This is a genomic window from Methanoculleus sp. UBA303 (assembly GCA_002501655.1).
In the GTDB taxonomy this organism is placed as follows: domain Archaea; phylum Halobacteriota; class Methanomicrobia; order Methanomicrobiales; family Methanoculleaceae; genus Methanoculleus.
In genome coordinates, this window is record DANY01000038.1 from 14415 (window position 1) to 36797 (window position 22383).

The 22383-nt window shown below is 62.5% G+C and carries 20 protein-coding genes; 13 read left to right on the plus strand and 7 right to left on the minus strand.

What is annotated here, in order from left to right:
• The first annotated feature begins 20 nt into the window (after nt 1–20).
• From BP846_RS09325 to BP846_RS09335, 3 genes are read left to right on the plus strand one after another with little or no spacing between them, the layout of a single operon-like run.
• Complete coding sequence (locus tag BP846_RS09325) at nt 21–623, plus strand: MBL fold metallo-hydrolase (protein WP_292394703.1); 603 nt, start codon at nt 21–23, stop codon at nt 621–623.
• Nucleotides 616–1065, plus strand: coding sequence for a GIY-YIG nuclease family protein (locus BP846_RS09330; protein ID WP_292394705.1), 450 nt, complete (start codon nt 616–618; stop codon nt 1063–1065). Before BP846_RS09325 ends, BP846_RS09330 begins: the two co-directional genes overlap by 8 nt.
• A gap of 3 nt (nt 1066–1068) precedes the next feature.
• Nucleotides 1069–1620: a flavodoxin family protein gene (locus BP846_RS09335; RefSeq protein WP_292394707.1), complete on the plus strand. Its 552-nt coding sequence runs from the start codon at nt 1069–1071 to the stop codon at nt 1618–1620.
• A 226-nt stretch (nt 1621–1846) separates the two neighbouring features.
• Here the strand turns inward: BP846_RS09335 and BP846_RS09340 are convergent, their stop codons facing one another.
• Both BP846_RS09340 and cofH (BP846_RS09345) read right to left on the minus strand, forming a co-directional pair.
• Nucleotides 1847–2053, minus strand: coding sequence for a DUF1328 domain-containing protein (locus tag BP846_RS09340; protein ID WP_292394709.1), 207 nt, complete (start codon nt 2051–2053; stop codon nt 1847–1849).
• 77 nt (nt 2054–2130) lie between these two features.
• Nucleotides 2131–3225 carry a 5-amino-6-(D-ribitylamino)uracil--L-tyrosine 4-hydroxyphenyl transferase CofH gene (gene cofH / locus BP846_RS09345; RefSeq protein ID WP_292394711.1) on the minus strand — a complete coding sequence of 365 codons (1095 nt, stop codon included), beginning with the start codon at nt 3223–3225 and terminating at the stop codon, nt 2131–2133.
• 115 nt (nt 3226–3340) lie between these two features.
• On the opposite strand from cofH (BP846_RS09345), the gene BP846_RS09350 reads away from it, so the two are divergent.
• Complete coding sequence (locus BP846_RS09350; protein WP_292394713.1) at nt 3341–3655, plus strand: YunC family protein; 315 nt, start codon at nt 3341–3343, stop codon at nt 3653–3655.
• A 58-nt stretch (nt 3656–3713) separates the two neighbouring features.
• Here BP846_RS09350 and cofH (BP846_RS09355) read toward each other — a convergent pair whose 3' ends face one another.
• Complete coding sequence (gene cofH, locus BP846_RS09355) at nt 3714–4802, minus strand: 5-amino-6-(D-ribitylamino)uracil--L-tyrosine 4-hydroxyphenyl transferase CofH (RefSeq protein ID WP_292394715.1); 1089 nt, start codon at nt 4800–4802, stop codon at nt 3714–3716.
• A gap of 27 nt (nt 4803–4829) precedes the next feature.
• Nucleotides 4830–5498, minus strand: coding sequence for a S26 family signal peptidase (locus BP846_RS09360; RefSeq protein ID WP_292394717.1), 669 nt, complete (start codon nt 5496–5498; stop codon nt 4830–4832).
• Nucleotides 5499–5600: 102 nt separating this feature from the next.
• On the opposite strand from BP846_RS09360, the gene BP846_RS09365 reads away from it, so the two are divergent.
• The 9 genes from BP846_RS09365 to BP846_RS09405 all read left to right on the plus strand — a co-directional run bounded on the left by BP846_RS09365 (nt 5601) and on the right by BP846_RS09405 (nt 20626).
• A complete protein-coding gene (locus BP846_RS09365; protein WP_292394719.1) occupies nt 5601–7004 on the plus strand; it encodes a DNA-directed DNA polymerase II small subunit in 1404 nt (467 codons plus the stop codon).
• Between the two features lie 90 nt (nt 7005–7094).
• Nucleotides 7095–9119, plus strand: coding sequence for a sodium-translocating pyrophosphatase (locus BP846_RS09370; protein ID WP_292394721.1), 2025 nt, complete (start codon nt 7095–7097; stop codon nt 9117–9119).
• Between the two features lie 184 nt (nt 9120–9303).
• Nucleotides 9304–10023 (plus strand): DUF2162 domain-containing protein, encoded by a 720-nt coding sequence (locus BP846_RS09375; protein WP_292394722.1) that lies wholly within the window; start codon nt 9304–9306, stop codon nt 10021–10023.
• Nucleotides 10020–10640: a MotA/TolQ/ExbB proton channel family protein gene (locus BP846_RS09380; protein ID WP_292394725.1), complete on the plus strand. Its 621-nt coding sequence runs from the start codon at nt 10020–10022 to the stop codon at nt 10638–10640. Before BP846_RS09375 ends, BP846_RS09380 begins: the two co-directional genes overlap by 4 nt.
• Nucleotides 10637–10978 (plus strand): DUF2149 domain-containing protein, encoded by a 342-nt coding sequence (locus BP846_RS09385; RefSeq protein ID WP_292394726.1) that lies wholly within the window; start codon nt 10637–10639, stop codon nt 10976–10978. Before BP846_RS09380 ends, BP846_RS09385 begins: the two co-directional genes overlap by 4 nt.
• A 143-nt stretch (nt 10979–11121) precedes the next feature.
• The gene (locus tag BP846_RS09390; protein ID WP_292394729.1) at nt 11122–15861 is read left to right on the plus strand and encodes a cobaltochelatase subunit CobN; all 4740 of its coding nucleotides are present in this window, start codon (nt 11122–11124) and stop codon (nt 15859–15861) included.
• Nucleotides 15862–16003: 142 nt separating this feature from the next.
• Nucleotides 16004–16945 carry a magnesium transporter CorA family protein gene (locus BP846_RS09395; RefSeq protein ID WP_292394731.1) on the plus strand — a complete coding sequence of 314 codons (942 nt, stop codon included), beginning with the start codon at nt 16004–16006 and terminating at the stop codon, nt 16943–16945.
• Nucleotides 16946–17407: 462 nt separating this feature from the next.
• Nucleotides 17408–19297 carry an acetate--CoA ligase gene (acs, locus tag BP846_RS09400; RefSeq protein ID WP_292394733.1) on the plus strand — a complete coding sequence of 630 codons (1890 nt, stop codon included), beginning with the start codon at nt 17408–17410 and terminating at the stop codon, nt 19295–19297.
• A gap of 27 nt (nt 19298–19324) precedes the next feature.
• On the plus strand, nt 19325–20626 hold the full coding sequence (locus tag BP846_RS09405) for an L-lactate MFS transporter (protein ID WP_292394735.1): 1302 nt from the start codon (nt 19325–19327) through the stop codon (nt 20624–20626).
• On the opposite strand, the gene BP846_RS09410 is transcribed toward BP846_RS09405, so the two are convergent.
• From BP846_RS09410 to BP846_RS09420, 3 genes are all read right to left on the minus strand, one after another.
• Nucleotides 20610–21086, minus strand: a complete 477-nt coding sequence (locus BP846_RS09410; protein WP_292394737.1) for a ribonuclease III domain-containing protein — start codon at nt 21084–21086, stop codon at nt 20610–20612. The genes BP846_RS09405 and BP846_RS09410 overlap by 17 nt on opposite strands.
• 11 nt (nt 21087–21097) lie before the next feature.
• On the minus strand, nt 21098–21592 hold the full coding sequence (locus BP846_RS09415) for a peptidylprolyl isomerase (protein ID WP_292394739.1): 495 nt from the start codon (nt 21590–21592) through the stop codon (nt 21098–21100).
• A 66-nt stretch (nt 21593–21658) separates the two neighbouring features.
• Nucleotides 21659–22336: a DUF5714 domain-containing protein gene (locus tag BP846_RS09420; protein ID WP_292394741.1), complete on the minus strand. Its 678-nt coding sequence runs from the start codon at nt 22334–22336 to the stop codon at nt 21659–21661.
• Between the last annotated feature and the right edge of the window lie 47 nt (nt 22337–22383).

Sequence of the window (22383 nt, forward strand, 5' to 3'; positions counted from 1 at the left end):
CGGAAGCCATATTAGTCTGCATGCCAGTCCGGTGGATCGCGAGCGGTACGACCTACGCCAATTCGTTCGTTTACGGGAACGTCCTTGTGGATGCGGGCGTTCTCCCGATGGCCGTGGAGCCGTATGCCGGGACGATCGAGACGATCGTCATCACCCATGCCCACTACGACCATATCGCCCATGTCAGGGAGATCGCCCGGATCTGCGGAGATGCGGCCGTCTGCATCCACGAGGCGGACGCGCCCGGCCTCATGGACGACACCCGGAGCCTCGCCATGCACTTCGGCGCCCGATCGCCCGGGGTCGTCCCAGATACCGTCCTGTGCGACGGCGACCACCTCGGGAGCCTCCGCGTGATCCACACCCCGGGGCACACGCCGGGCGGGATATGCCTCTACGACGCGGAAACCCGGGTGCTCTTCTCGGGGGATACCGTCTTCACCGGCGGATCCTTCGGGCGCTATGACTTCCCGGGGGGAGACCGCTCGGCGCTCGCGGCATCGATAGAGCGCCTTAGCGCGCTGGACGTCGAGGGGCTCTACCCCGGTCACGGCGAGCCCGCCACCGCGGGCGGCGGGAGGCATATCGCGGCCGCCCGCGAAGCGCTCCGGTACTATGGATAGGGGGGTCTACGCCCTCGTCCTCGATAATTCCCACTGCGAGGTCCGCATCGGCGCCCTGGGGATACGGGGGTTCACCGCAGGCCGGCACATCTACGTCGGATCAGCGCTAGGGAGCGGCGGCCTTGCCCGGGCGCACCGGCACGTGAGGCTCGCGCTTCGCCGCGACCGTCCTCCCCGGTGGCACATCGACTACCTCCTCCTCGACCCGCACGTTACGCCTGCCGCCGTCGTCACCGCCGCCACAGACCGGGACTGCGAGTGCGCCCTCGCTCGTGCCATCGGTGGGGCGTACGTTCCCGGGTTCGGGTGCAGCGACTGTGCCTGCCCCTCGCACCTCTTCTTCCGTTCCGGCGACCCGATCCCCGAAATCCTCGCCGCGTTCCGGGGTCTGGATCTCGATGCCCGGATCACAAGAATCAAGAACGAGGGGAGCGAGCACTAGGCCATGAACGTTCTCGGTATCTCCGGAAGCATGCGGAAGAACGGCAACACCGCGCTGCTGGTCACCACCATCCTCGACCGGGTGCGGGAGGCGGGCATCGAGACCGAATACCTCACGCTTGCCGATATGGATATCCGGCCCTGCACCGGCTGCGAGGTCTGCAGGGAGGCGAAGTGGTGCGCGACGGAGGACGACGACTGGGGCCGCGTGGCACAGAAGATGATCGACTGCGAGGTGCTGGTCCTCGGCGCCCCGACGTACTACTACGACATCAACGGCCAGACGAAGAACCTGATCGACCGGACCTACTCCCTCTTCCACGACAGGAGGCTTGCGGGCAGGAAGGCGGTGGCCGTCGCCGTCTGCGCCGACCGGGGAGGGGAGCGCTCCCTCGAGACGATGGAGGGGTTCTTGAACGCCCATGAGTTCTCATACCTCGGGTATGTCTGCGGCAGGGGCTATGCGCCAGGGGACGTCAGGAAGGACGAGCGGGCGATGAAGAGAGCCCGGCAGGTTGCAGATACGATCGTCAGGTACCTCCGGCCGGAGGATTGAGGGGCGGGTGGGGTGCCGGACAGGTCCGGACACCCTTCACCGGGATGGTCTGGCAGAGCACAGCCCGCAGTTTCTCCACGCTCCAGGCGGCGGTGACGCCTACCCGGGGAAGGAAGGGACCCTTACGAAAAAAGGGGTCATACGGATCTCTGATTCCGGGCCCGGGTATCCCGGCCCGGATAGTAGGCTTATGGGCTGTTTAATGACCCGAAAGCCCGGCCGGCGGTCAGAGCAGCAACGAGATTATCGCGAGGACTATGAATATGATGACCAGCCACTTCGCGATAGACATTGACATCCCGGCAACGCCCCGTGCTCCGAGCAAGGCAAAGACAAGTGCCAGTACGAAGAAGAGGATTGCAAGGCCTATAAGACCATCTACCATGTCTTTCTCCCTCCAATCGCCGGCATCAGGCCGGCGTTGAGGAGCCATACTCCATTCGTGGATATTTATAATTTTCCAGGCATATTTTTTAGGCCAGGCCGAAGCAGCCCGGCCATCCCCGGAGATCAGCCCGGAAGGAGGTTGTAAGTCGTCGTCCGTTGCCGGAGCGTCCGCCCGAGGTCTCCGGCCATCCGCCGCATCTCGCCTGGGTCCAGGTAATCGGTGTCCCGGGCGCCCGCCTCCCTGGATATGCTCTCCTCAAAGAGCGTTCCCCCGAGGTCGTCTGCACCCGAAAGAAGCGCCATCTGGGCCATCTTTGTTCCCAGCTTCACCCAGGAGGCCTGGACGTGGTCGAAGTTGTCGAGGAAGAGCCTCGATGTAGCAAACATCAGGATATCCTCTCTGCCGGTCGCCCCGGGGCGGGCGAGCCCCGCCCGGTAAAGAGGGGTATTCCAGTGGACGAACGAGAGAGGCACGAACTCGGTGAACCCGCGGGTATCGTCCTGGATATCCCGGAGAACGCCGAGGTGCCGGGCCCGGTCAACCTCGCTCTCGCAGTGGCCGTACATGATCGTCGCCGTCGAGCGGATCCCGAGTCCGTGCGCCTCCCGGATGACCCGGACCCAGGTCGCCGTATCGCATTTGTTCGGGCAGATCACCGCACGGACGCTGTCCACCAGGATCTCAGCCGCAGTTCCGCAGAGCGTCCCGAGACCCGCCGCCTGCATCCGCTCCAGCACCTCCCTGGTGGAGAGACCGCTCTTCTTTGCGGCGTAGGCCACCTCCATCGGGTTGCTCGCGTGGATGTGGATGGTGGGGGCTTCGTCTCGTATCCAGGATATGATATCGACGTAAGATTGCGCGTCGAAGTCCGGGTGGAGGCCGCTCACCGTGCAGACCTCAGTCACGTTCCGCTCACGCGCCATCCGGACCTTCTCCCGCACGGCGGCTTCATCATGGAGAAATGCATCAGCGTCACCCGGTTTTCGGGAGAACCCGCAGAACCCGCAGGCGTTCACGCAGAGGTTGGTCACGTTGATATTCTGGTTCCGGACATAGGTGACGGCATCACCGACTTTCCGTTCCCGGAGTTCGTCTGCGGCGGCGGCGATCTCCCAGACGCCCCGGTCCCGGGTCGCGAGGAGGCGGACGGCCTCCTCCTCCGTGAGCCGGTGGCCGGCGAGCGCATCGTCAAGCAACTCTTGCAGCGGTGGCGTCATACACCTCAACCGTCTTTGCAGGGTAATCCCATTTGGCGCGGTCAGCTCAAGAACCTTCGGGTGCGCTTCCGGCGGAGGGCATACACTTATCTGTCCTGATGACATCTCGGCAGCCATGGCTCAGCAGATCCTATGCCACCAGCGCACAAGGCTCAGCTACAAGGACGCATTCGGATACGTCATCCCGGTCGGGGAGACCAGCCTGATGGTCTGGGTGACCGACGAGGGGATGATCGGGACCACCGGGTTCGATATCGAGGCACTGGCAAATACCGGGGTTCCTGCAGCGATCGTGGGTGTCTCGGAAGAGTCCACCCTGGAGAACCTTGATGACCTGCTGGACGCCGAGGTGAAGGCGATAAACCTCCCGGCGATACAGCGCCGCATCGAGATCGGTATGCCGGGGCGAGAGGCCTTGAACAGGATGTGAGCGAGTTCTCCCGGCCGGCCTTGCATCTTAACCAGTGCAAACCGGTCTTCGACCGGCCTCACACCATCTCGTAGGTCGTCGTCCGCTGCCGGAGCGTCCGGCCGAGATCACTCGCGATCCGCTGCATCTCACCCGGGTCCAGGTAATCGGCACCGTCGCCGCCGGCGTCGACCGAGACGTCGTCGCAGAACATTGTCCCCCCGAGGTCGTCTGCGCCCGAAAGAAGCGCCATCTCTGCCATCTTCATCCCCACCTTCCCCCAGGAGACCTGGATGTGATCGAAGTTGTCGAGGAAGAGCCGGGCGACCGCGACCATCAGGATATCCTCCCTGCCGGTCGCCCCGGGGCGGGCGAGCCCGGCCCGGTAGAGGGCGGTCTTCTCGTGGATGAAGGAGAGGGGGACGAACTCGGTGAACCCGCGGGTTTCGTCCTGGATATCCCGGAGAACGCCGAGGTGCCGGGCCCGGTCTCCCGCGCTCTCGCAGGAACCGTACAGGATCGTCGCCGTCGAGCGGATCCCGAGTTCGTGCGCCTCCCGGATGACACGGACCCAGGTCGCTGTGTCGCATTTCCTCGGGCAGATCACCGCGCGGACGCTGTCCACCAGGATCTCGGCCGCCGTCCCCTGCAGGGTCCCGAGACCCGCCTCACGGAGCCGTTCTATGACCGCGGCGGTCGAGACGCCGCTCTGCTTTGCGGCCCAGGCAATCTCGTCCGGGCTTGCGGTGTGGATATCCACCCCGGGCGCGACCTCCCGCACAGAGGAGATGAGGTCGGTGTAGGAGTCGAGCGTGTAGTCCGGGTGCACCCCCGAGAGGAGGCAGATCTCGGTGACGTTGCGCGCCACCGCCGCCCGGGCCTTCTCCCGCACTGTCGCGAGATCATCACGGAACGCCCCGGGATCATCAGCCCGCCGCCCAAATCCGCAGAACCCACAGAGATTCTTGCAGATGTTGGTGACGTGAACATTCTGGTTCCGGACGTAGGTGACGGCATCACCGACTTTCCGTTCCCGGAGTTCGTCCGCGGCGGCGGCTATATCCCAGACGTCCCGGCCGCGGGTCGCGAGGAGGCGGACGGCCTCCTCCTCCGTGAGCCGGTGACCGGCGAGCGTGTCGTCGAGCAGGTCGTGCAGTGAATGCGGCATCGTAAACACTCTATTGCAGTCCGGGACTTATTCCTTTTTCTCTTTACGCCGCGCAAGGATGAAATCGTGGATGAGGATGACGACGATGACGACGACGGCGAACTCGGCAAGGTGCAGGGGCAGGTAGCCGATGAGCGGCACCGCGACGAGGGCTTTTCCGACGATCCACTCCTTCTCGACCGGCTCGACCAGGCCGATGCCCGCTATTCGGAGGTTCCCCTGGTCGATGTACGGGTTGTTGTCGCCTTTGGTGATGTAGCCGCCATGTGGGTCGGTGTAGTACTTCCCGAGCCCCGACTGCTCTACGGCAGCGGTATCGACGTAGGTCATCGCCCGGTGAATGATCGGGTGGACTGAATCGGCACCGTTCGGGCGATAGATGATCACGTCGCCGTAGTCCCCGAAGGACTGGTGCCCGATCCGCTGTCCCTCGGCCCAGGTCACAAGATTGCCGAACCGGTCCTCATCGACGACGAGCACCAGGTCGCCGACGTTCATGTGGGGAACCATGCTCTCCGACTCTATCGTGACCACCGCCGGCCAGGTGCCGGCGACGACGTAGAGGAGAAGGGCGATACCGCCCACGACCGCGACAACCCAGAGGAGGTCCCGGGCCAGGGAAACGGCCCGGTGATCGCTCTCCCTGAACGCCCGGAGGGCCGATGCTGCACGCTGCAGCCAGGTAACATCCGACATGTGTTCCAAAGAGAATGCTATTCCTTCATATACATAGGTTCTCCGGGGACCGAGCGGAAAAAAGATAAACCCATATGACCCCGGGGAGAATAACATGGGTCCATGCTCGCCGAAGGGGAGATCGTACGCCGGTTCCTTGCGCTGAAGCACCAGGTCCATCCCGACGTGGTGAGTTACATCCAGGAGCAGAACGATCCAACGCTCATCGACCGGATCGCTGCGGGGGTTCCTGACGGCACCCTGGTCGTATCCGCAGAGCATATCCCGGGGCTGAGGAAAGTCCGGGACGGGACTCGTTTCCTTGTCGACCCGGAACTCGAGGTGATCACGGGGAGCGCCGGGACCACGGGGAGCGTCACCGGCCACGATGACGCCGTCCACTACTTTCGGGACCGCTACAACAGCCTCTCCTCAATGATCCGGGGCCGGATGACCGCGATGCCCATCGAGGCGCTGGTCAAGTCCCCTCACCGCTACCGCGACGAGGAGTGCAACATCATCGGTATGGTGGCCGACGTCCGGACGACCACCAGGGGGCACCGGCTCGTCGAGGTGGAGGACCCCACCGGGGCCATTCGGGTGCTCTTCAATAAAGGAAAGGACGACGCCTTCGCGGAGGCGGAACGGATCCTCCCCGACGAGGTGCTCGGGGTCAAGGGAAAACTCTCGAGCGACGGGGGACTCTTCTTCGCCGAGCAGCTCTCCCGCCCGGACGTCCCCATCAACAACGCCCCGTTCAAGAGCGACCGGCCGGGGAAGGCGGTCCTGATCTCCGACGTCCATGTCGGGAGCAACACCTTCCTCGAAGAAGAATGGAACCGGTTCGCCGACTGGCTCCAGGACTCCGACGCCGGCTATCTCCTGATCGCGGGGGACCTCGTCGACGGTATCGGTATCTATCCCGGCCAGGAGGACGAACTGACGATCAGGAACATATACGAGCAGTATGACGTCTTTGCCGGGATGCTCCGGGATCTCCCTTCGAGGGTCCGGATCGTCGCTGCTCCGGGAAACCACGACGTCGTCAGGATGGCCGAGCCGCAGCCGGCGATCCCGCCGGAGTTCACCGGAAAGTTCCCGGCAAACTGCACCCTTGTCGAGAACCCCTGCCTGTTAAACCTCCAGGGTGTCCGGGTCCTGATGTACCATGGACGGTCGTTCGACGACATGATCGGGCTCATTCCCGGAGCGAGTTACGAACGGCCCGGCGAGATCATGGATGAGATGCTGAAACGCCGGCTGCTTGCCTCCCCCTATGGAATGCGGACCCCCATCGCCGCGATGAAGACCGACCGGCTCGTCATCGACCCGCTCCCCGAGATCCTCCTTACGGGGCACGTCCACATCTGCGGCATCACCCGTTACCGGGGCGTCCTCGGGGTGAACACCGGCACCTGGCAGTCCCAGACATCGTTTCAGAAACAGATGAACATCCATCCTACCCCCGCGCGGGCGTTTGTCATCGATCTCCAGACACTCCAGCCAGAAGTGATGGATTTCAGTTAAACATTCACTAATTTTCCCCGGATGCTTTCCACATATTTAAAAATGTTGAATCCCTTTGTATATGGTACTCTATCGGAGGAATGCAGAGAGATGGATCTTGTGTATCTGGCACCTGTGGGTGCCATTCTCGCTCTCCTGTTCGCAGGGTACTCGTATATGAGTATCAAGCGGGAGGGCACGGGTACCGAATTAATGCAGAAAATTGCTGCCGCCATCCATGCGGGAGCAATGGTCTACCTGAACAGACAGTATCGCGCTATAGCACTATTCGTCGTCGTACTTGCCGTCGTCCTCGGGATCTGGATTAACCCGCTCACCGCCGCCTGCTTCGTTCTCGGCGCAGTGCTCTCGGCGGCCGCCGGCTACATCGGCATGTTCACCGCCACGGCTGCAAACGTCCGGACCACGAACGCCGCACGGAGAGGGATCGCGGATGCGTTCCGGGTCTCGTTTGCGAGCGGCTCGGTCATGGGCATGGCCGTGGTCGGGCTCGGGCTTCTCGGGCTCTCGCTCGCGTATATGGTCATCAGCACATTCACCGGGCTTACCCAGGCTGAAGTCCTCACCATCGTGACCGGATTCGGTCTCGGGGCAAGTTCGATCGCCCTCTTTGCCCGTGTCGGCGGCGGTATCTTCACCAAGGCCGCAGACGTCGGCGCCGACCTTGTCGGCAAGGTCGAGGCGGGCATTCCGGAGGACGACCCCCGGAACCCGGCCGTCATCGCCGATAACGTCGGCGACAACGTCGGCGACGTCGCCGGCATGGGTGCGGACCTCTACGAGTCCTACGTCGGCTCGATCATCGCGGCGATGGTCCTCGGCGTCGCCGTCGCGGCCACGCAGTTCCCGAACGCCGACGTCATGAACGTGATCATCCTCCCGCTGCTCATCGCCGCGGTCGGTATCGTTGCGTCCATCATAGGCTCGTTCTTCGTCAGGACCAACAAGACCGAGAGCAGCGCCATCCACCTGGCCTTCAACAAGGGCCTCCTCTCCGCGCTCATCCTGGTCGTCGTCGCCACCTACTTCCTGGTGAACTCGCTCCTCGGGGCGGAGTACATCGGGGTCTTCTACGCCACCATCGCCGGTCTCGTCGCAGGGTTCGGTATCGGCCTGATCACCGAGTACTACACCTCCTTTGACCGGAAACCGACTCTCGCCATCGTGAAGTCGAGCGAGACCGGGGCCGCGACCACCATCATCACCGGGTTTGCGAAGGGGATGGAGAGCACCGTCTGGCCGGTCCTGATCATCGCCGTTGCGATCTACATCTCGTACCAGGTCGCCGGGCTCTACGGTATCGCGATCGCTGCCGTCGGCATGCTCTCGACACTCGGCATCTCCCTCTCCGTCGACGCATACGGCCCCGTCGCCGACAACGCCGGCGGTATCGCCGAGATGTCCCACCAGAAGCCCGAAGTCCGTGAGATCACCGATACCCTGGACGCCGTCGGCAACACCACCGCCGCCATCGGCAAGGGGTTCGCTATCGGCTCCGCGGCGCTGACGGCGCTCGCCCTCTTCGCCGCCTACACCCAGGCGGTCGGTCTCTCGATCATCGACGTCTCGGTTCCGAATGTCTTCATCGGTCTCCTGATCGGTGCGATGCTTCCCTTCCTCTTCTGCTCCATCACGATGATGGCAGTCAGCAAGGCCGCGTACAGCATCGTCCACGAGGTCCGGCGCCAGTTCAAGGAGATCGCCGGCCTTATGGAGGGGACGACCGACCCCGACTACACCTCCTGCATCGCCATATCCACCCACTCGGCGCTGCGTGAGATGATCCTGCCCGGTGTCCTCGCCGTCGCCGCGCCGCTCACCATCGGGTTCATCCTCGGCACCGAAGCCCTCGGCGGCCTGCTCGTAGGCTCGCTTGCATCCGGGTTCCTCCTCGCTGTCACGATGGCGAACGCCGGCGGGGCCTGGGATAACGCAAAGAAGTACATCGAGCAGGGCCACCTCGGCGGAAAGGGTTCCCCGGCCCACAAGGCAGCGGTCGTCGGCGACACCGTTGGCGACCCCTTCAAGGACACGTCGGGCCCGTCCCTGAACATTCTCTTAAAGTTGATGGCCATGGTCGCGCTGGTCTTTGCGCCGCTGATCCTGGTCATCTAATCTCAATCTTTCTTTTTCTGGCAAACCCCGTCCGGGTAGTATTCGGGCGGGCGCGGTTGTACTGCTACATCACCCGGCATAAGCAGGTACGGAGTTGTATGCCCAATTTGCAGGACGACGGGCTACAGTTTTAGATCCGAACCCGCCCATTTTATAAAGTGTAGTTGCGCAAACTTAAATAATTATGAGTAACTTTGTCAACGTTCTCACCGCCGGCATCTTCGGCGGCACCGCCCTTCTGGCATTGAAGAGCGGGGTTGGGTGTGGACTTTCGGGACTGCGGATACGCGAGATGCTCTGCTTTGCATCCGTGTACGCGCTCGCGGCGCTCATCATAGGGGCGGTTGTGGGCAGTGTCCCGCTCACCCTGACGGAGCAGATCGTCGGGCTCGGCCTTATCATGCACCTCATCATCGGGCTCGCGCTCGTCTATTTCGGGATCGAGACGAAGAAGACATGGCTGTCGGACCGGAAGGATATATCGCGCCGGACGTTTCTCCTGATGTCCCTTCCCTGCCCGGCATGCCTTGCTGCAACGTTTCTTGCGTGCCTCTTCTTCACCGAGACCGCCGGGGTGAGCGGCATTATGGCGGGCGCCGTCGCCGGGGGTATATTCTTTGCAGGAATTATCGGAGGGGGAGCGGGCACGAGCTGGATCACAACAAAGACCGGCACGAAAAACCCGTCCACCCTGGGTAACGTCATGCTCTTTCTCGGTCTCTTCTACCTGCTCTGCCTTCTCGTTGTCCCGGCTTACCTTCAGGCGCAGAGTGCGCCGGCATTCAGCACCGCAACCGATCCGACCGGCATGCTCGCCGCATTCGGCCTGATGGCTGCCCTGATCCTGCTCGGGGCGCTTGCCGACAGATTACGGCATGCAGCAACGCGTCCAGGAGGGAGATGATGGATCCATCAGCACTGATCATGGAGACCATGTTCACCATATCCGGGGCGCTGCTCTATCCCGTAATCATCCTGCTCCTCGTCTTCGTCGTCTGGACACTGGCAGCTCTCGGCCAGTTCATATCCGAGTACTCGGGAAGAACGCGGGATCCCGGGCGGCTCAGGGCCGGGTGCCGGGAGACCCGAGCGCTTATCGAGGCCCAATCGTATGGTGAGGCCGCAGAGGCGATGGCGGCATCAGGATCAAACCCTCTCCTCAGATCGTTCATCGGCGACCTTGCGAAGTTTCTCGGTGACGATCGGTTCTCAATCGAGTCGGAAAAACTCCTCCAGGACTACGAGATACGCATTGCGGCTGAACTGGAGCGGCTCAAGATCCTGACACGGACAGCCCCCATGCTCGGGCTCATGGGAACGCTGATACCCCTCGGCCCCGCACTGATGGGCCTCTCGGCAGGGAACGTCGAGGCGCTGGCATCCAACCTGGTCATCGCATTCAGCACGACCGTGCTTGGTCTGTTTGCCGGGGGCATCGCCTATGCCATCATGCTGACGAAGCGCCGGTGGTACGTGCAGGACTTAAGCGACATGGAATACGTGGCGAGGATGGTGGCATGAGAAGACGTCGCATCATCCTCGACGACGAGGACGAGGATCCCCTCTCCGGCGTCGCCAACCTCTTTGACGTCGCCATGGTCTTTGCCGTCGCTCTCCTGGTCATGCTCGTCGTCTCCTACAGCATTCCCGAGCTCCTTGACGACGAATCGGAGATCACGGTCGTGAAAAACCCGGGGCAGCCGAATATGCAGATCATCATCAAGGAAGGAAAGACGCTCAAAGTGCTGAATATGACCGAGAAGCTCGCCGGAGGCCAGGGCAGCCGTATGGGCACGGCGTACCGCCTGGAAAACGGCGAGATCATCTACGTCCCCGATGATGGAAACGAAGATAAATAACTCTTTTTTGCCCTAAATGGGCCTCTTCTACCGCCCAAAGCCGTAACGCTTATTAATAAGCAAGCTTACTTGATCTATCTAAAAATATATTTAGTAAATGCCCGGCCGCAGCAGGCGGCTCCGGGAGGAAAAGAGGCTAACGTATGAGAGTTACGAAAGAAAGCAACCTGTACTGGTTATGGGCGCTGATTATGATCACGCTGCTCCTGGTCGCGCCTGCGGCGGGTGAAGGCGCCGCGGACCCGGCCGGGAGCGGAGAAGTTTCGGAGAATGGAACGAACGGGCTGGATACCCGGAACCCGGTTGAAAGTCCTTCGATGCCGAAAGCGGCCGGAACAGAGGAGCCTGCAGCCCCTGAAGAGGGGGAGGAGACGCCACTCCCTGACGAATCCGGGAACGCAACGGGGACCCCGACCCCGACAGCAACCGCCGGCGACCCGCTCCCGTTGGGGGACTCCGGAACTCCCGCTGGTGCAGGGAACACGACCGGGTCTCTGCAGGAGGACGTCCCGGAGAACAGGATAGCGATCGTCACGGGCGACAGCCAGAGGAGGGCAGCGATCACCAACGTGACCGGAAGCGCCCCGTTGAACGTCTCCCTCTTCTCCGAAGAAGAGGCAATCCGGCACGATTTCGCCGGGGAACCGCTTATCTTTGCCGCATCCATCGGCAATGAGACCGCTGCCCGTATCAACGGCACAGCCGGTGGAAACGCCACGGTAATCACCTGCGACCTCCCCAGAGGCATGGCCTTCGGTGCCCCTGCAGATGAAGTTCTCGAAAGATACTGGCTCTACGGCGGGGAGGCGAACCTCGAACAGCTCCTCCTTGCCCTGGATAACCGTATCTACAACGCAAGCCACGACCTTGCAGATCCCGTCCCGCCGCCCGGCAGGCCAAGGATCGCGTACGTCTTCTCCCGTCCATCTGAAGTGTCGGGCATGGCGTCGGTCTCCGGAGATCCCGCAATTCAGTCTGTAATGGATATCTCTGCGTATCTGGGTGTGTCAAACGAGGATCTCTCTTTCAGTCTCGATGGGAACGACGTCATCCTCCTCTCAAACCTGGCTGCACCGGCCGTCGAGGCCCTACGCGATACCGTACTGGTTGCGCGGGATAACGGAAGTGTCGTCATCGCCTGCGGGCCGCTCATGCAGAGTTACAGCCTGCATACCGTCGACCCGACCGATCCGGCTGTAACCAATATCACCGAGTACCTGGAGTATCCTTCAGATGTAAACTTCAACAACCTTGCACGCTATATCGGGGTCACCTACTGTAACATTACAGCAGACGTGGCACCTCCCCAGAAGCGGCCGGTGTACGGCATCTACCACCCAGACGCGCCCCGGATATTCGCCACGTCGGCAGAGTATCTGGACTGGTACACCGCTTCCGGCGGATACGACGCGACACGCCCGACTGTCGGCATCATCACCGGTGACTATAAGTACATGGCCCGGGACGGTCCGATGATTGACGCTCTGGTCCGGTCATTTGAGGCCGAAGGCGCCAACGTCATCGTGGCCAGCTATCACTACAAAGACCCGGTTCGTATCGGATATTTTCTCAATAACAGAGAGGTACTCATCGATGCGGCCGTGCTCATATCGAAGGGGTCCCGGCTTGACTACAGCGACCCGGACCGGGGGATCGAGAACCTAAAGGACCTCAACATCCCCGTGCTGAATGCAGTCAGGCTTTTCTACGACGTCAATGAGACGACCTGGAGAGAGAGCCCACACGGTGTCGGGCCGGAGCAGGCATACCAGTTGGTTATGGCGGAGCTCGATGGCACCATCGAACCCATCGTCTTCGCAGGCACCGAACCCAACCCCATCACCGGCGAGCCCTATTACAAGCCGTTCGACGACCAGGTGGCATGGCTGACGGAGCGCACCCTCGGCTGGGCAAGCCTGCACCGAACGTGCAATGCAGAGAAGAAGATCGTCATCCCCTATTACTGTGAAGAGGCCGGGAAAGCCATGGTCGGTGCGGATATCGACTATTACCTCAACGCGCAGGCCAGCCTTGCCAGCCTCCTTAAAGCAATGCAGGACCGGGGATACGATCTCGGCTCCGAACCCCTCCCAGACCGAGATGAACTTGCAGAACTGATGGCCACAAAGGGCTACAACATCGGGACCTGGGCACAGGAGGAACTGAACCGCCGCGTCGAGGCCGGCGATGTGATCCTGATCCCGGAAGACCAGTATCTCGCATGGTTCAACGAACTGCCCGCTACAAAGCGCCAGGAGATGGTCGATATCTGGGGCGAGCCCCCCGGCGAGATCATGGTCTATGAAAACGGCGGGACACGTTCGCTCGTTATACCGACAATCCGGTTTGGCAACGTTCTTCTGGCGCCTCACCCCATGTGGGGCTGGGACCAGAATACAAGTGTGATGTACCACGACGGATCGGTTCCCCCGACGCACCAGTATCTGGCCTTCTACTATTACATGGACCGGGTGTACGAGGCCGATGCAATATTCTCTATCTTCAGCAACATCTGCCTGATGCCCGGAAAAGAATCGGGGCTCGCAGCCGACGATTGGGGCGCCCTGCTGATGGGCGATATGCCGCATGTCCATGTTCTTCCGATGGATGCGGAAGGTATCTTTGACCGGCGCCGCGCAAACATGGCGATCGTCGACTTCCTGACCCCGACCATCGTTCCGTCAGGCCTCTACGGCCCACTCGCCGACCTTGACGATGCAATCACTAATTACCGGACGGTCGTTGACGAGGCGGTAAAGGCCGAGTACAGGTCCGATATCATCACCGCCGTCAGGGATCTTGATCTCGCCACAGATCTCGGGGCCGACATCCAGACGCTGGAGAGCGATAGTGCTGCATTCGACGCCTTTGTCGATGACCTTGACGAATATTTAACTGAACTAAAGACCACGTTCATGCCCTATGGCTCCCACACGCTCAGCGAAATCCCTGCCGGCGATCAGCTCGTCGCCATGATAGACGGGATGCTGGGGAGACCGTTCGCCGACCATGTCGCTGCAACCGGCAACGGCGAGGAGACCCGCCTGGCACTCCTTACCGAAGTGGTCATCAACGGCACGTCCCCAAATGACGCGCAGACGGCATGCCTGGGCGGCCCCCATGCGGATATCACCAGTGATCTTAACCTGGCGCTGGACTACAGGAACCGGATCGAAGGCTGTAGCATCGAGATACCCCGCATCCTGGACGCCCTCGAGGCGAAGTACATCCCACCAGGCCCGAACGGCGACCCGGTGCGCAACCCGGACGCACTTCCGACCGGCAGAAACCTCCACACGTTCGACGACCGGATCGTCCCCACCAAAGCCGCCTGGACGGTCGGACAGAAGCTCGGGGATGATCTGCTTGCAGCGCACGTGGCAGCACACGGAGCCTATCCCGACAAGGTGGCATTCCTACTCTGGTCGGTCGAGACGTCACGCCACCAGGGAACCATGGAGGCCGAGATTCTCTATCTCCTCGGCGTGAAGCCCGTCTGGGACGAAAAATACGGCCGCGTGAAGGACGTGGAACTCATCCCATCCACGGAGCTCGGCCGTCCCCGTATCGATGTCCTCGTCGTCACGTCAGGCATATACCGGGATATGTATGCCAGCAAACTAATCCTGATCGACAAAGCTGTGCGGCTTGCCGCCGCTGCCGACGACGGTGCAACGCCAAACTACGTCAAAGAGCATACCGCGGCGATCTACCAGGACCTCATCAGCAGAGGTTACGATGAGGAGACAGCACGTGAACTTGCAGTTTCCCGTATCTTCTGCCCGCCGCCGGGTTCGTATACCCCGGGGATACAGTCCGCCACCGGAGCCACCGACACCTGGAGCAACCCCGAAGACCTCGCCGAGCTCTACATCAACCGGATGGGGCATATCTACGGGAGTACGATCTGGGGGGAGCAGTACGCGGATGTCTTCCGTGCAAACCTGGGTGAGGTGGATACCGCCGTCTTCTCCAGGACATCCAACCTCTACGGGACGCTGGAACACCCGATGGTTGCGGCCTACTTTGGAGGGCTGAACCTGGCGGTGAAGAGTGTCTCCGGAACCTCCCCCGATATGTATATCAATAACCAGCGAGATGCCCAGAACCAGAAATTAGAGACGCTCCAGCGATTTCTCAGTCGTGATCTCCGTTCCCGGTACCTCAATCCCGAATGGATAGGCGGGATGATGGATCAGGGTTTCGACGGAGCCCGCTATATGGAGGCGTTTGTAGAAAACATGTGGATCTGGGACGTTACGATGCCGGACCTGATCACCGAGGAGATGTGGAACAGCGTCTACGAGACATACGCGAAAGACCAATACGACCTCGGCCTGAAGGAGTTCTTCAGCGCACACAACCCCTACGTGTACCAGTCGATCACCGCGAGGATGCTGGATGCTGCCAGAAAGGGATACTGGAGTCCAGAAGCCGAAGTTCTGCAGCACCTCGCAGAGGAGTTCCAGCAGTCGGTGGAACTCCACGGCGTGACGTGCTGCCACCACACCTGCGGGAACCTCCAGCTGGACGCCTACATCCAGAACCAGATCCCCGCGCCTCAGGCGCCCGATTCCGGCAGCAGCGGTACGAGCTCCTCCTCCCATTCCGCCACATCAAAGACGCTCCCTACATTCACGCCGATCCCTTCCGGCACGGGAGACCAGGCCACCAACGCGACAGATGCATCGGGGGTCGGGAAGACGGTCGATGAGGTGGCCGGCGATATGTCGAAGGCAGCGCAGGAGGTGAGCGGTCACGTGATGCGGGAGGTGCAGGATGCGGTCGCCGATCCGACCGCCAGCACGCCTCTCGTCCCCGTCATACTGGTTTTCCTTGTTATCGGCGCGATAAGCGCCGGATTCTGGCTGAAACGGCGGTGAAGAACCCCCTCCTCTTTTTAAGACTGCCCGGCCGGCCGCAACGGGACGACGGCGAGCGCACCGGATCAGAGGATTCATCTCGCTGAACCGATAAATCCTTATTACGGGTTTTACGCCCCGCAGGTGAGGAGGGAGACCAGGTTTGTTCCAGATCTACCGCACGGTTGAAGCGGCCCCAACGCCACGGACAGAGGAGACGGGAGAGTTCGAGCCCGGTTCGTGGGTCTGCATGGTCAACCCCTCTGCAGACGAGATCAGGGAGGTCTCGGACCGGCTCTCCGTTCCCGGGGACTACCTCCGGGCGGCGCTCGACGAGGAGGAGCGTCCGCGGACCGAGACCGAGGACGGCATCACCCTGATCGTCATCGATATACCGATGCCCTACCCGGAGCAGACGATCCTCTACACGACGATGCCGCTCGGGATCATCGTCACCCCCGATACCATCGTCACGGTCTGCCTTCGCGAGAACGCGATCATCCAGGACTTCGTGAACGGGCGGGTGAAGTTGTTCTACACCTTCAAGAAGACCCGGTTCGTGCTGCAGATCCTCTTCCGGAACGCATCCTACTTCCTCCAGTACCTGCGTCAGATCGAGCGGATATCCGATCGGATTGGGGCCGAATTGAACCAGTCGATGCGGAACCGAGAACTGATCCAGTTGATGAACTTAAAAAAGAGCCTGGTCTACTTCTCGACGTCGCTCCGGAGCAACCAGATTGTCCTCGACAAGACCCTGACGTTCCAGCCGCTCCGGATGTATGAGGACGACACCGACCTCCTCGAGGACGTCATCATCGAGAACAAGCAGGCGATCGAGATGGCGAACACCTACTCGACGATCCTCACGGAGACGATGGACGCCTTCGCCTCGATCATATCGAACAACTTCAACAACGTCTTAAAACTCCTCACCTCGATAACCATCATCCTCGCCATCCCCACGATGATCGCAAGTTTCCTCGGAATGAACGTCCCGGTTCCCCTGCAGGACGAGCCCTACGGGTTTCTTATCATCATTATCCTCTCCCTGATCGTCTCCTCGCTCCTCGCTGTGGCGATCAACCGGAAAGGGTGGCTGTAGCCGGGGCGGAACCAGGAACCACTACCACGTTCTGGCCGGGCCGGGCCATATAGCGACGCCCAAAAAGCCTGCCTCCCCTTTATGGTGCCCGGTTTCCGGGATAGCACCGGCAGGGGACTCTCCACTTCAGCGGGGGAGCAGTCACACAGCCTGACTCCGTTCATTCTGCCGACCACAACATTTATCATCAGATTATACATTATTGATCATGATAAATTATACATGATAGATCATGTCAAATGAGAGGGTGGCCATACGGGAGAAGGCGCCCGGAAAGGTTGCACCCTGATGGGAACCGGCAGAGAGCGTGCCGGTGACCAATCCGTATGGGAGCACGATCACGGGCCCATCGATCAGGAGATCGATTGGCCCGGAAGATTGCCGCTTTTGCACGGTGTCAGGACCTGCACGGGTATCGACCGGGCAAATCTGGCATGATTCGTCATGCAGGAACGTGGGAAGATGACAGGGACGTTTGCCGTCAAACTGGAAGAGAAACGCTACCTCCCCGATCCCCGGTGTAAGGCGACCGCCTGGACGCCGGACTACACCCTGGCGTATCAGGAGTTCATGCACGACCCGGAGGCCTTCTGGGACCGGGTCGCCCGTGAACTCTCCTGGTTTAAGCCGTGGGACCGGGTCAGGGAGTGGAACTACCCCTACGCAAAGTGGTTTGTCAACGGGAAACTCAACATCACCTACAACTGTCTGGACCGTCACGTCACCAGCGACCGGAAGAATAAGCCGGCGATTGTCTGGCGCGGCGAGCAGGGAGAGGAACGGAGGCTCACCTACGACGGCCTCCTCCGTGAGGTGATGCGGTTTGCAAACGGCCTCATCAACCTCGGCATCAAAAAGGGCGACCGGGTGTGCATCTACATGCCGCTCGTCCCCGAGCAGATCGTCGCGATGCTCGCCTGCGCTCGTATCGGGGCCGTCCACTCAGTGATCTTCGGGGGGTTCGGGTCGGACGCGCTTGCGATGCGGATCAACGACGCGGAGGCAAAGGTCCTCATCACCGCAGACGTTGCCTACCGGCGGGGGAAAGCCGTCCCGCTCCGGGAGATCGCAAATGAAGCGCTCACCCATGCGCCGTGCGTCGAGAAGGTCGTCGTCCTCCGGCGCGAAACCCCGGCGGCCGACCTCGACCCCGCCCGGGAGATCGACTACGCCGACCTCATGGCCGGAGCGGCGCCGAACTGCCCGGCGGAGGCGATGGACTCGGAAGACCCGCTCTTCATCCTCTACACGAGCGGCTCGACCGGCGCGCCGAAAGGCATCGTGCATACCTGCGGGGGCTACATGGTCGGGACCTACTACACCGCCCGCCACGACTTCGACATCAAGGAGACCGACGTCTACTGGTGCACCGCCGATCCCGGCTGGATCACCGGTCACAGTTACATCGTCTACGGCCCGCTCGCGGTCGGGACGACCGTCGTCATCGTCGAAGGGACGCCCGACTACCCGGACCCGGGCGCCTACTGGCGGCTGGTCCAGGACCTCGGGGTGACGATCTTCTACACCGCTCCGACGGCGATCCGGATGTTCATGCGCTACGGCGACGAGTGGCCGGCAAAGTACAACCTCTCAACGCTGCGGGTGCTCGGCTCCGTCGGCGAACCCCTCAACCCCGAGGCGTTCGAGTGGTACTATCACCAGATCGGCGGCGGGCACTGCCCGATCGTGGATACCTGGTGGCAGACCGAGACCGGGATGCACCTCATCACCACGATGATCGGCGAGGCGATGAAACCGGGGTTTGCCGGAAAACCCATACCGGGGGCCGTCGTGGATGTGGTCGACAGAGCAGGGAATCCTGTCCCTCCCGGCACCGGCGGGTTCCTGGTCATACGGGAACCCTGGCCCGCCATGCTCCGGACGGTCTACCGGAACGATGAACGCTATCGTGCCTACTGGGAGACCATCCCGGGCTGCTACACGGCCGGAGACCTGGCGGTGAAGGACGAGGACGGCTACATCATGGTCCTCGGGCGGGCCGACGACCTGATCGTCGTCGCCGGGCACAACATCGGCACCGCGGAGGTCGAGAGCGCGCTTGTCTCCCACGATGCGGTGGCGGAGGCGGCTGTCATCGGGAAGCCCGACCCCCTGAAGGGGAACACCATCAAGGCGTTCGTCACCCTCCGCGTCGGCGCGAGCCCGAGCAACGGCCTCTCCGCCGAACTCGCTCGCCATGTCCGGAAAAGTCTCGGGCCCGTCGCAGTGCCGGCCGAGATCGAGTACATGGACCGGCTCCCGAAGACCCGAAGCGGCAAGATCATGCGCCGGGTCTTGAAGGCCCGGGAACTCGGCATGGACCCGGGGGACATATCCACCCTGGAGGAGTGACCCACCTCATCGTCGTGAGGAAGAACCATGCCTGACACACCGAAGGTCTTAGGCATGCCCGCGGAGAGGGGGCGGTGGGGCCTCGTGGCCCTCGGCCTCCTCATCAACCTCTGCCTCGGGAGCATCTACTCCTGGAGCGTATTTGTGGCGCCGCTTGCGGCGCACTTCACCGCGACGCTCGGCCGGGAGGTGACAGCGGGTGAGGTGCTTCTCCCGTTCTCGGTCTTCCTCGCCTTCTTCGCCATAGCGATGCCGCTCGCCGGGAAGTACATCGAACGCTACGGCCCCCGGAGAGTAACAGTCGTCGGCGGGCTCCTCACCGGCCTCGGGTGGCTTCTCGCCTCGACGGCGACGTCGGTCGAGGCCCTTTACGTCGTCTACGGTGTTGTTGGGGGGATCGGGGTCGGTATCGCCTACGGGGCGCCGGTCGCCGTGGCGGCCCGGTGGTTCCCGGACCGGCGTGGGCTTGCTGTCGGGCTTGCCCTCCTTGGGTTCGGGATCTCGGCGTTTGTCACCGCAAACGCCGCGGGGGCGCTGATCGCCGCGTACGGGGTGATGACGACGTTCGGGATCTTCGGGGTCGCGCTCGCCGCCGTGCTGGTGCTCGCGGCCCTGCCGCTCCGGTTCCCGCCGGAAGGCTGGCGGCCGGCGGGATGGTCCCCTCCCGCGCCCGGGGTCGGCACGACACCGCTCTGCGAGTGCGATAGAAGGGCGATGCTCCGGACAGGGGCTTTCTACGGCCTCTTTGCCTGCTACTTCATCGGCTGCCTCGCGGGGCTCACTGCGATCTCGATCGCAAAGCCGGTCGGGACCGAGGTGGCCGGGATCGATGCGGGGCTTGCGACGGTCCTCGTCGGGTTCTTCGCCGTCTTCAACGGGCTAGGACGGCCGGTGTTCGGCAGCCTCGCCGACCGGATACCTCCCCAAAAGACGGCGATGCTGACGTTTGGTCTGATCGCGGCCGCATCGGTCCTGATCTGGCTCGCGCCGGGGGTGCCCGCCTACATCGTCGCGTTCGCCGTCCTCTGGGGGTGCCTCGGGGGCTGGCTTGCCATCGCGCCGACCGCGACCGCGTCCTACTTCGGAACATGCGACTACCCGCGGTGTTACGGGGTCGTCTTCCTCGCCTACGGTGCCGGCGCCATCGCCGGGCCGCAGCTTGCGGGGTTTATCAGGACAGCGACCGGGACCTACCTCGGGGTCTTTCCGTGGGTCGCGGCGCTCGCCGTCGTGGGATTTGCCGCCGCCTGGCTCCTGATGCGGCCGCCGGCCGGGGTTCGGGCGCCAGGGGAGAAGAGTGAGGGGGAGGGGATTACGCCTTCGCCGTGAGCCCGAGCCGCCGGAGCACCCCGGCGGCCGCCTCCATCCCGCCGTCCAGGTAGACGGCGCCGACGAGCGCCTCCAGGCACTCGGCGAGAACCCGGCCGGACGTCCAGACCGCCTGAGCGGCCTCGCCCTTTCCCCAGCGGACGTAGTCCCCGAGATCGAGGCCCTCCGCGAGCCCGCGGAGCCGGGTCATGTTCACCAGGTTCATCTTCCGGTTGCTGATCGCGCCCTTGTCGTGCGCCCCGCCCACGACCACCGCCTCCACGACCACCACGTTGATGACCGCATCGCCGAGGGTCGCAAGGGCGTCCATGTGGGCGTCGGGGGGGAGACCCGCCTCCAGGGTATAGGCGAGGCGAGTGAGCGCCCGCTCGAGGAGCGAGCGGTCTGTGAAGGCGTAGCCTATCCGCTCCTCGACCACGCCCGGGTTCCGGCGGCCGGCGCCGGCGTCGCTGCGACTCATGAGTCGAAGGGTTACTCCAGGACTTCCGCTTTCTCTATCCGGACGGGGACCTTCGGCTTGTCGGCGGAGTTCGTCTTCACCTTCCCGATCTTATCGACGACGGCGAGCCCTTCGGCAACCTCGCCGAAGACCGGGTGGGCGCTCGGCGTCCTGGGGTTATCCCAGTCGAGAAAATCGTTGTTCACCAGGTTGATGAAGAACTGGCTGCCGCCGGTGTTCGGGCGACCGGTGTTCGCCATGGCGATCGTCCCCCGGGTGTTTGAATGGCCCTTCACGAACTCATCGGTGATGGTGTAGCCCGGCCCGCCTGTCCCGGTGCCGGTCGGATCGCCACCCTGGATCATGAACCCGGCGATGACCCGGTGGAAGATCGTGCCGTCGTAGAACCCGGATCGGGCCAATTTTGCAAAGTTTCCCGCAGTCACCGGCATATCGTCGTAGAGCCGGATGACGATATCGCCCATGGTCGTGTGGAGCACGACCCTCGTTCCGTTCGTTCCTGCCATAGGCATAACTCCGTATGGTATTGTCCCCCGTTGCTACTTATACTGATGGAGGGGAGTATGCCCCCTTCACGCGCCGGTGTCTTCACCGGGGTAGAACGGGCACTCGTATCCCGTGCAGTCGCGATTTATTGTGGCATACTCGCACGCGATGTGCTCCATCACCGGCAGGCTGATCCCGCACTTCTCGGCGAGGAACCTCACTGCCTCGCCGATCGCAAGCCACGAATCTCGCTTGCAGCAGCGCGGCCCGCCGCTTGCGGCGATCGCCGTCAGGCTCCGCGCCGTCATCTGGTTTGAGAGCGACCACTCCTCCTTCTTCAACGGGCCGGAGTGCGTGATCAGGCTCATGAAGATCCCGGTGCCGATCGCCGCACCGCAGGTTCCGTGCGTCCCGCAGAAGGCCGGCTGGACGGCTTCTGCTCGCTTCCTCGCCTGCCGGAGGGCTGGTTCCTTCTTCTCCGGATTTCCCCGGTGGTTGTAGTAGGCCGCGATCAGGACACCCGGCACGAGAAAGTGGTGCTCCGGGCCGTGGAGGCCGATCTGCGGGCTTCGCATGATCCTGCAGGCAATCTCGAGCGGATCCTCGAGCGTCGTCGTCCTGCAGACCTGCTCGATCAGGTCGAGGTTCGAAAGCTCGCGGTCGGCCCCGGAGAGGGCGTCGTCCCCCGGCGACACCGTTTCCGGTTCTCTTTCGTGCGGGACGAGGTTCTTTCTACAGGCATGGCAGGTTTTCTCCTGGTCCATGAGCACCCCCTGGTACCTGACCCCGCATATGGGTTGCGGGGCCGGCA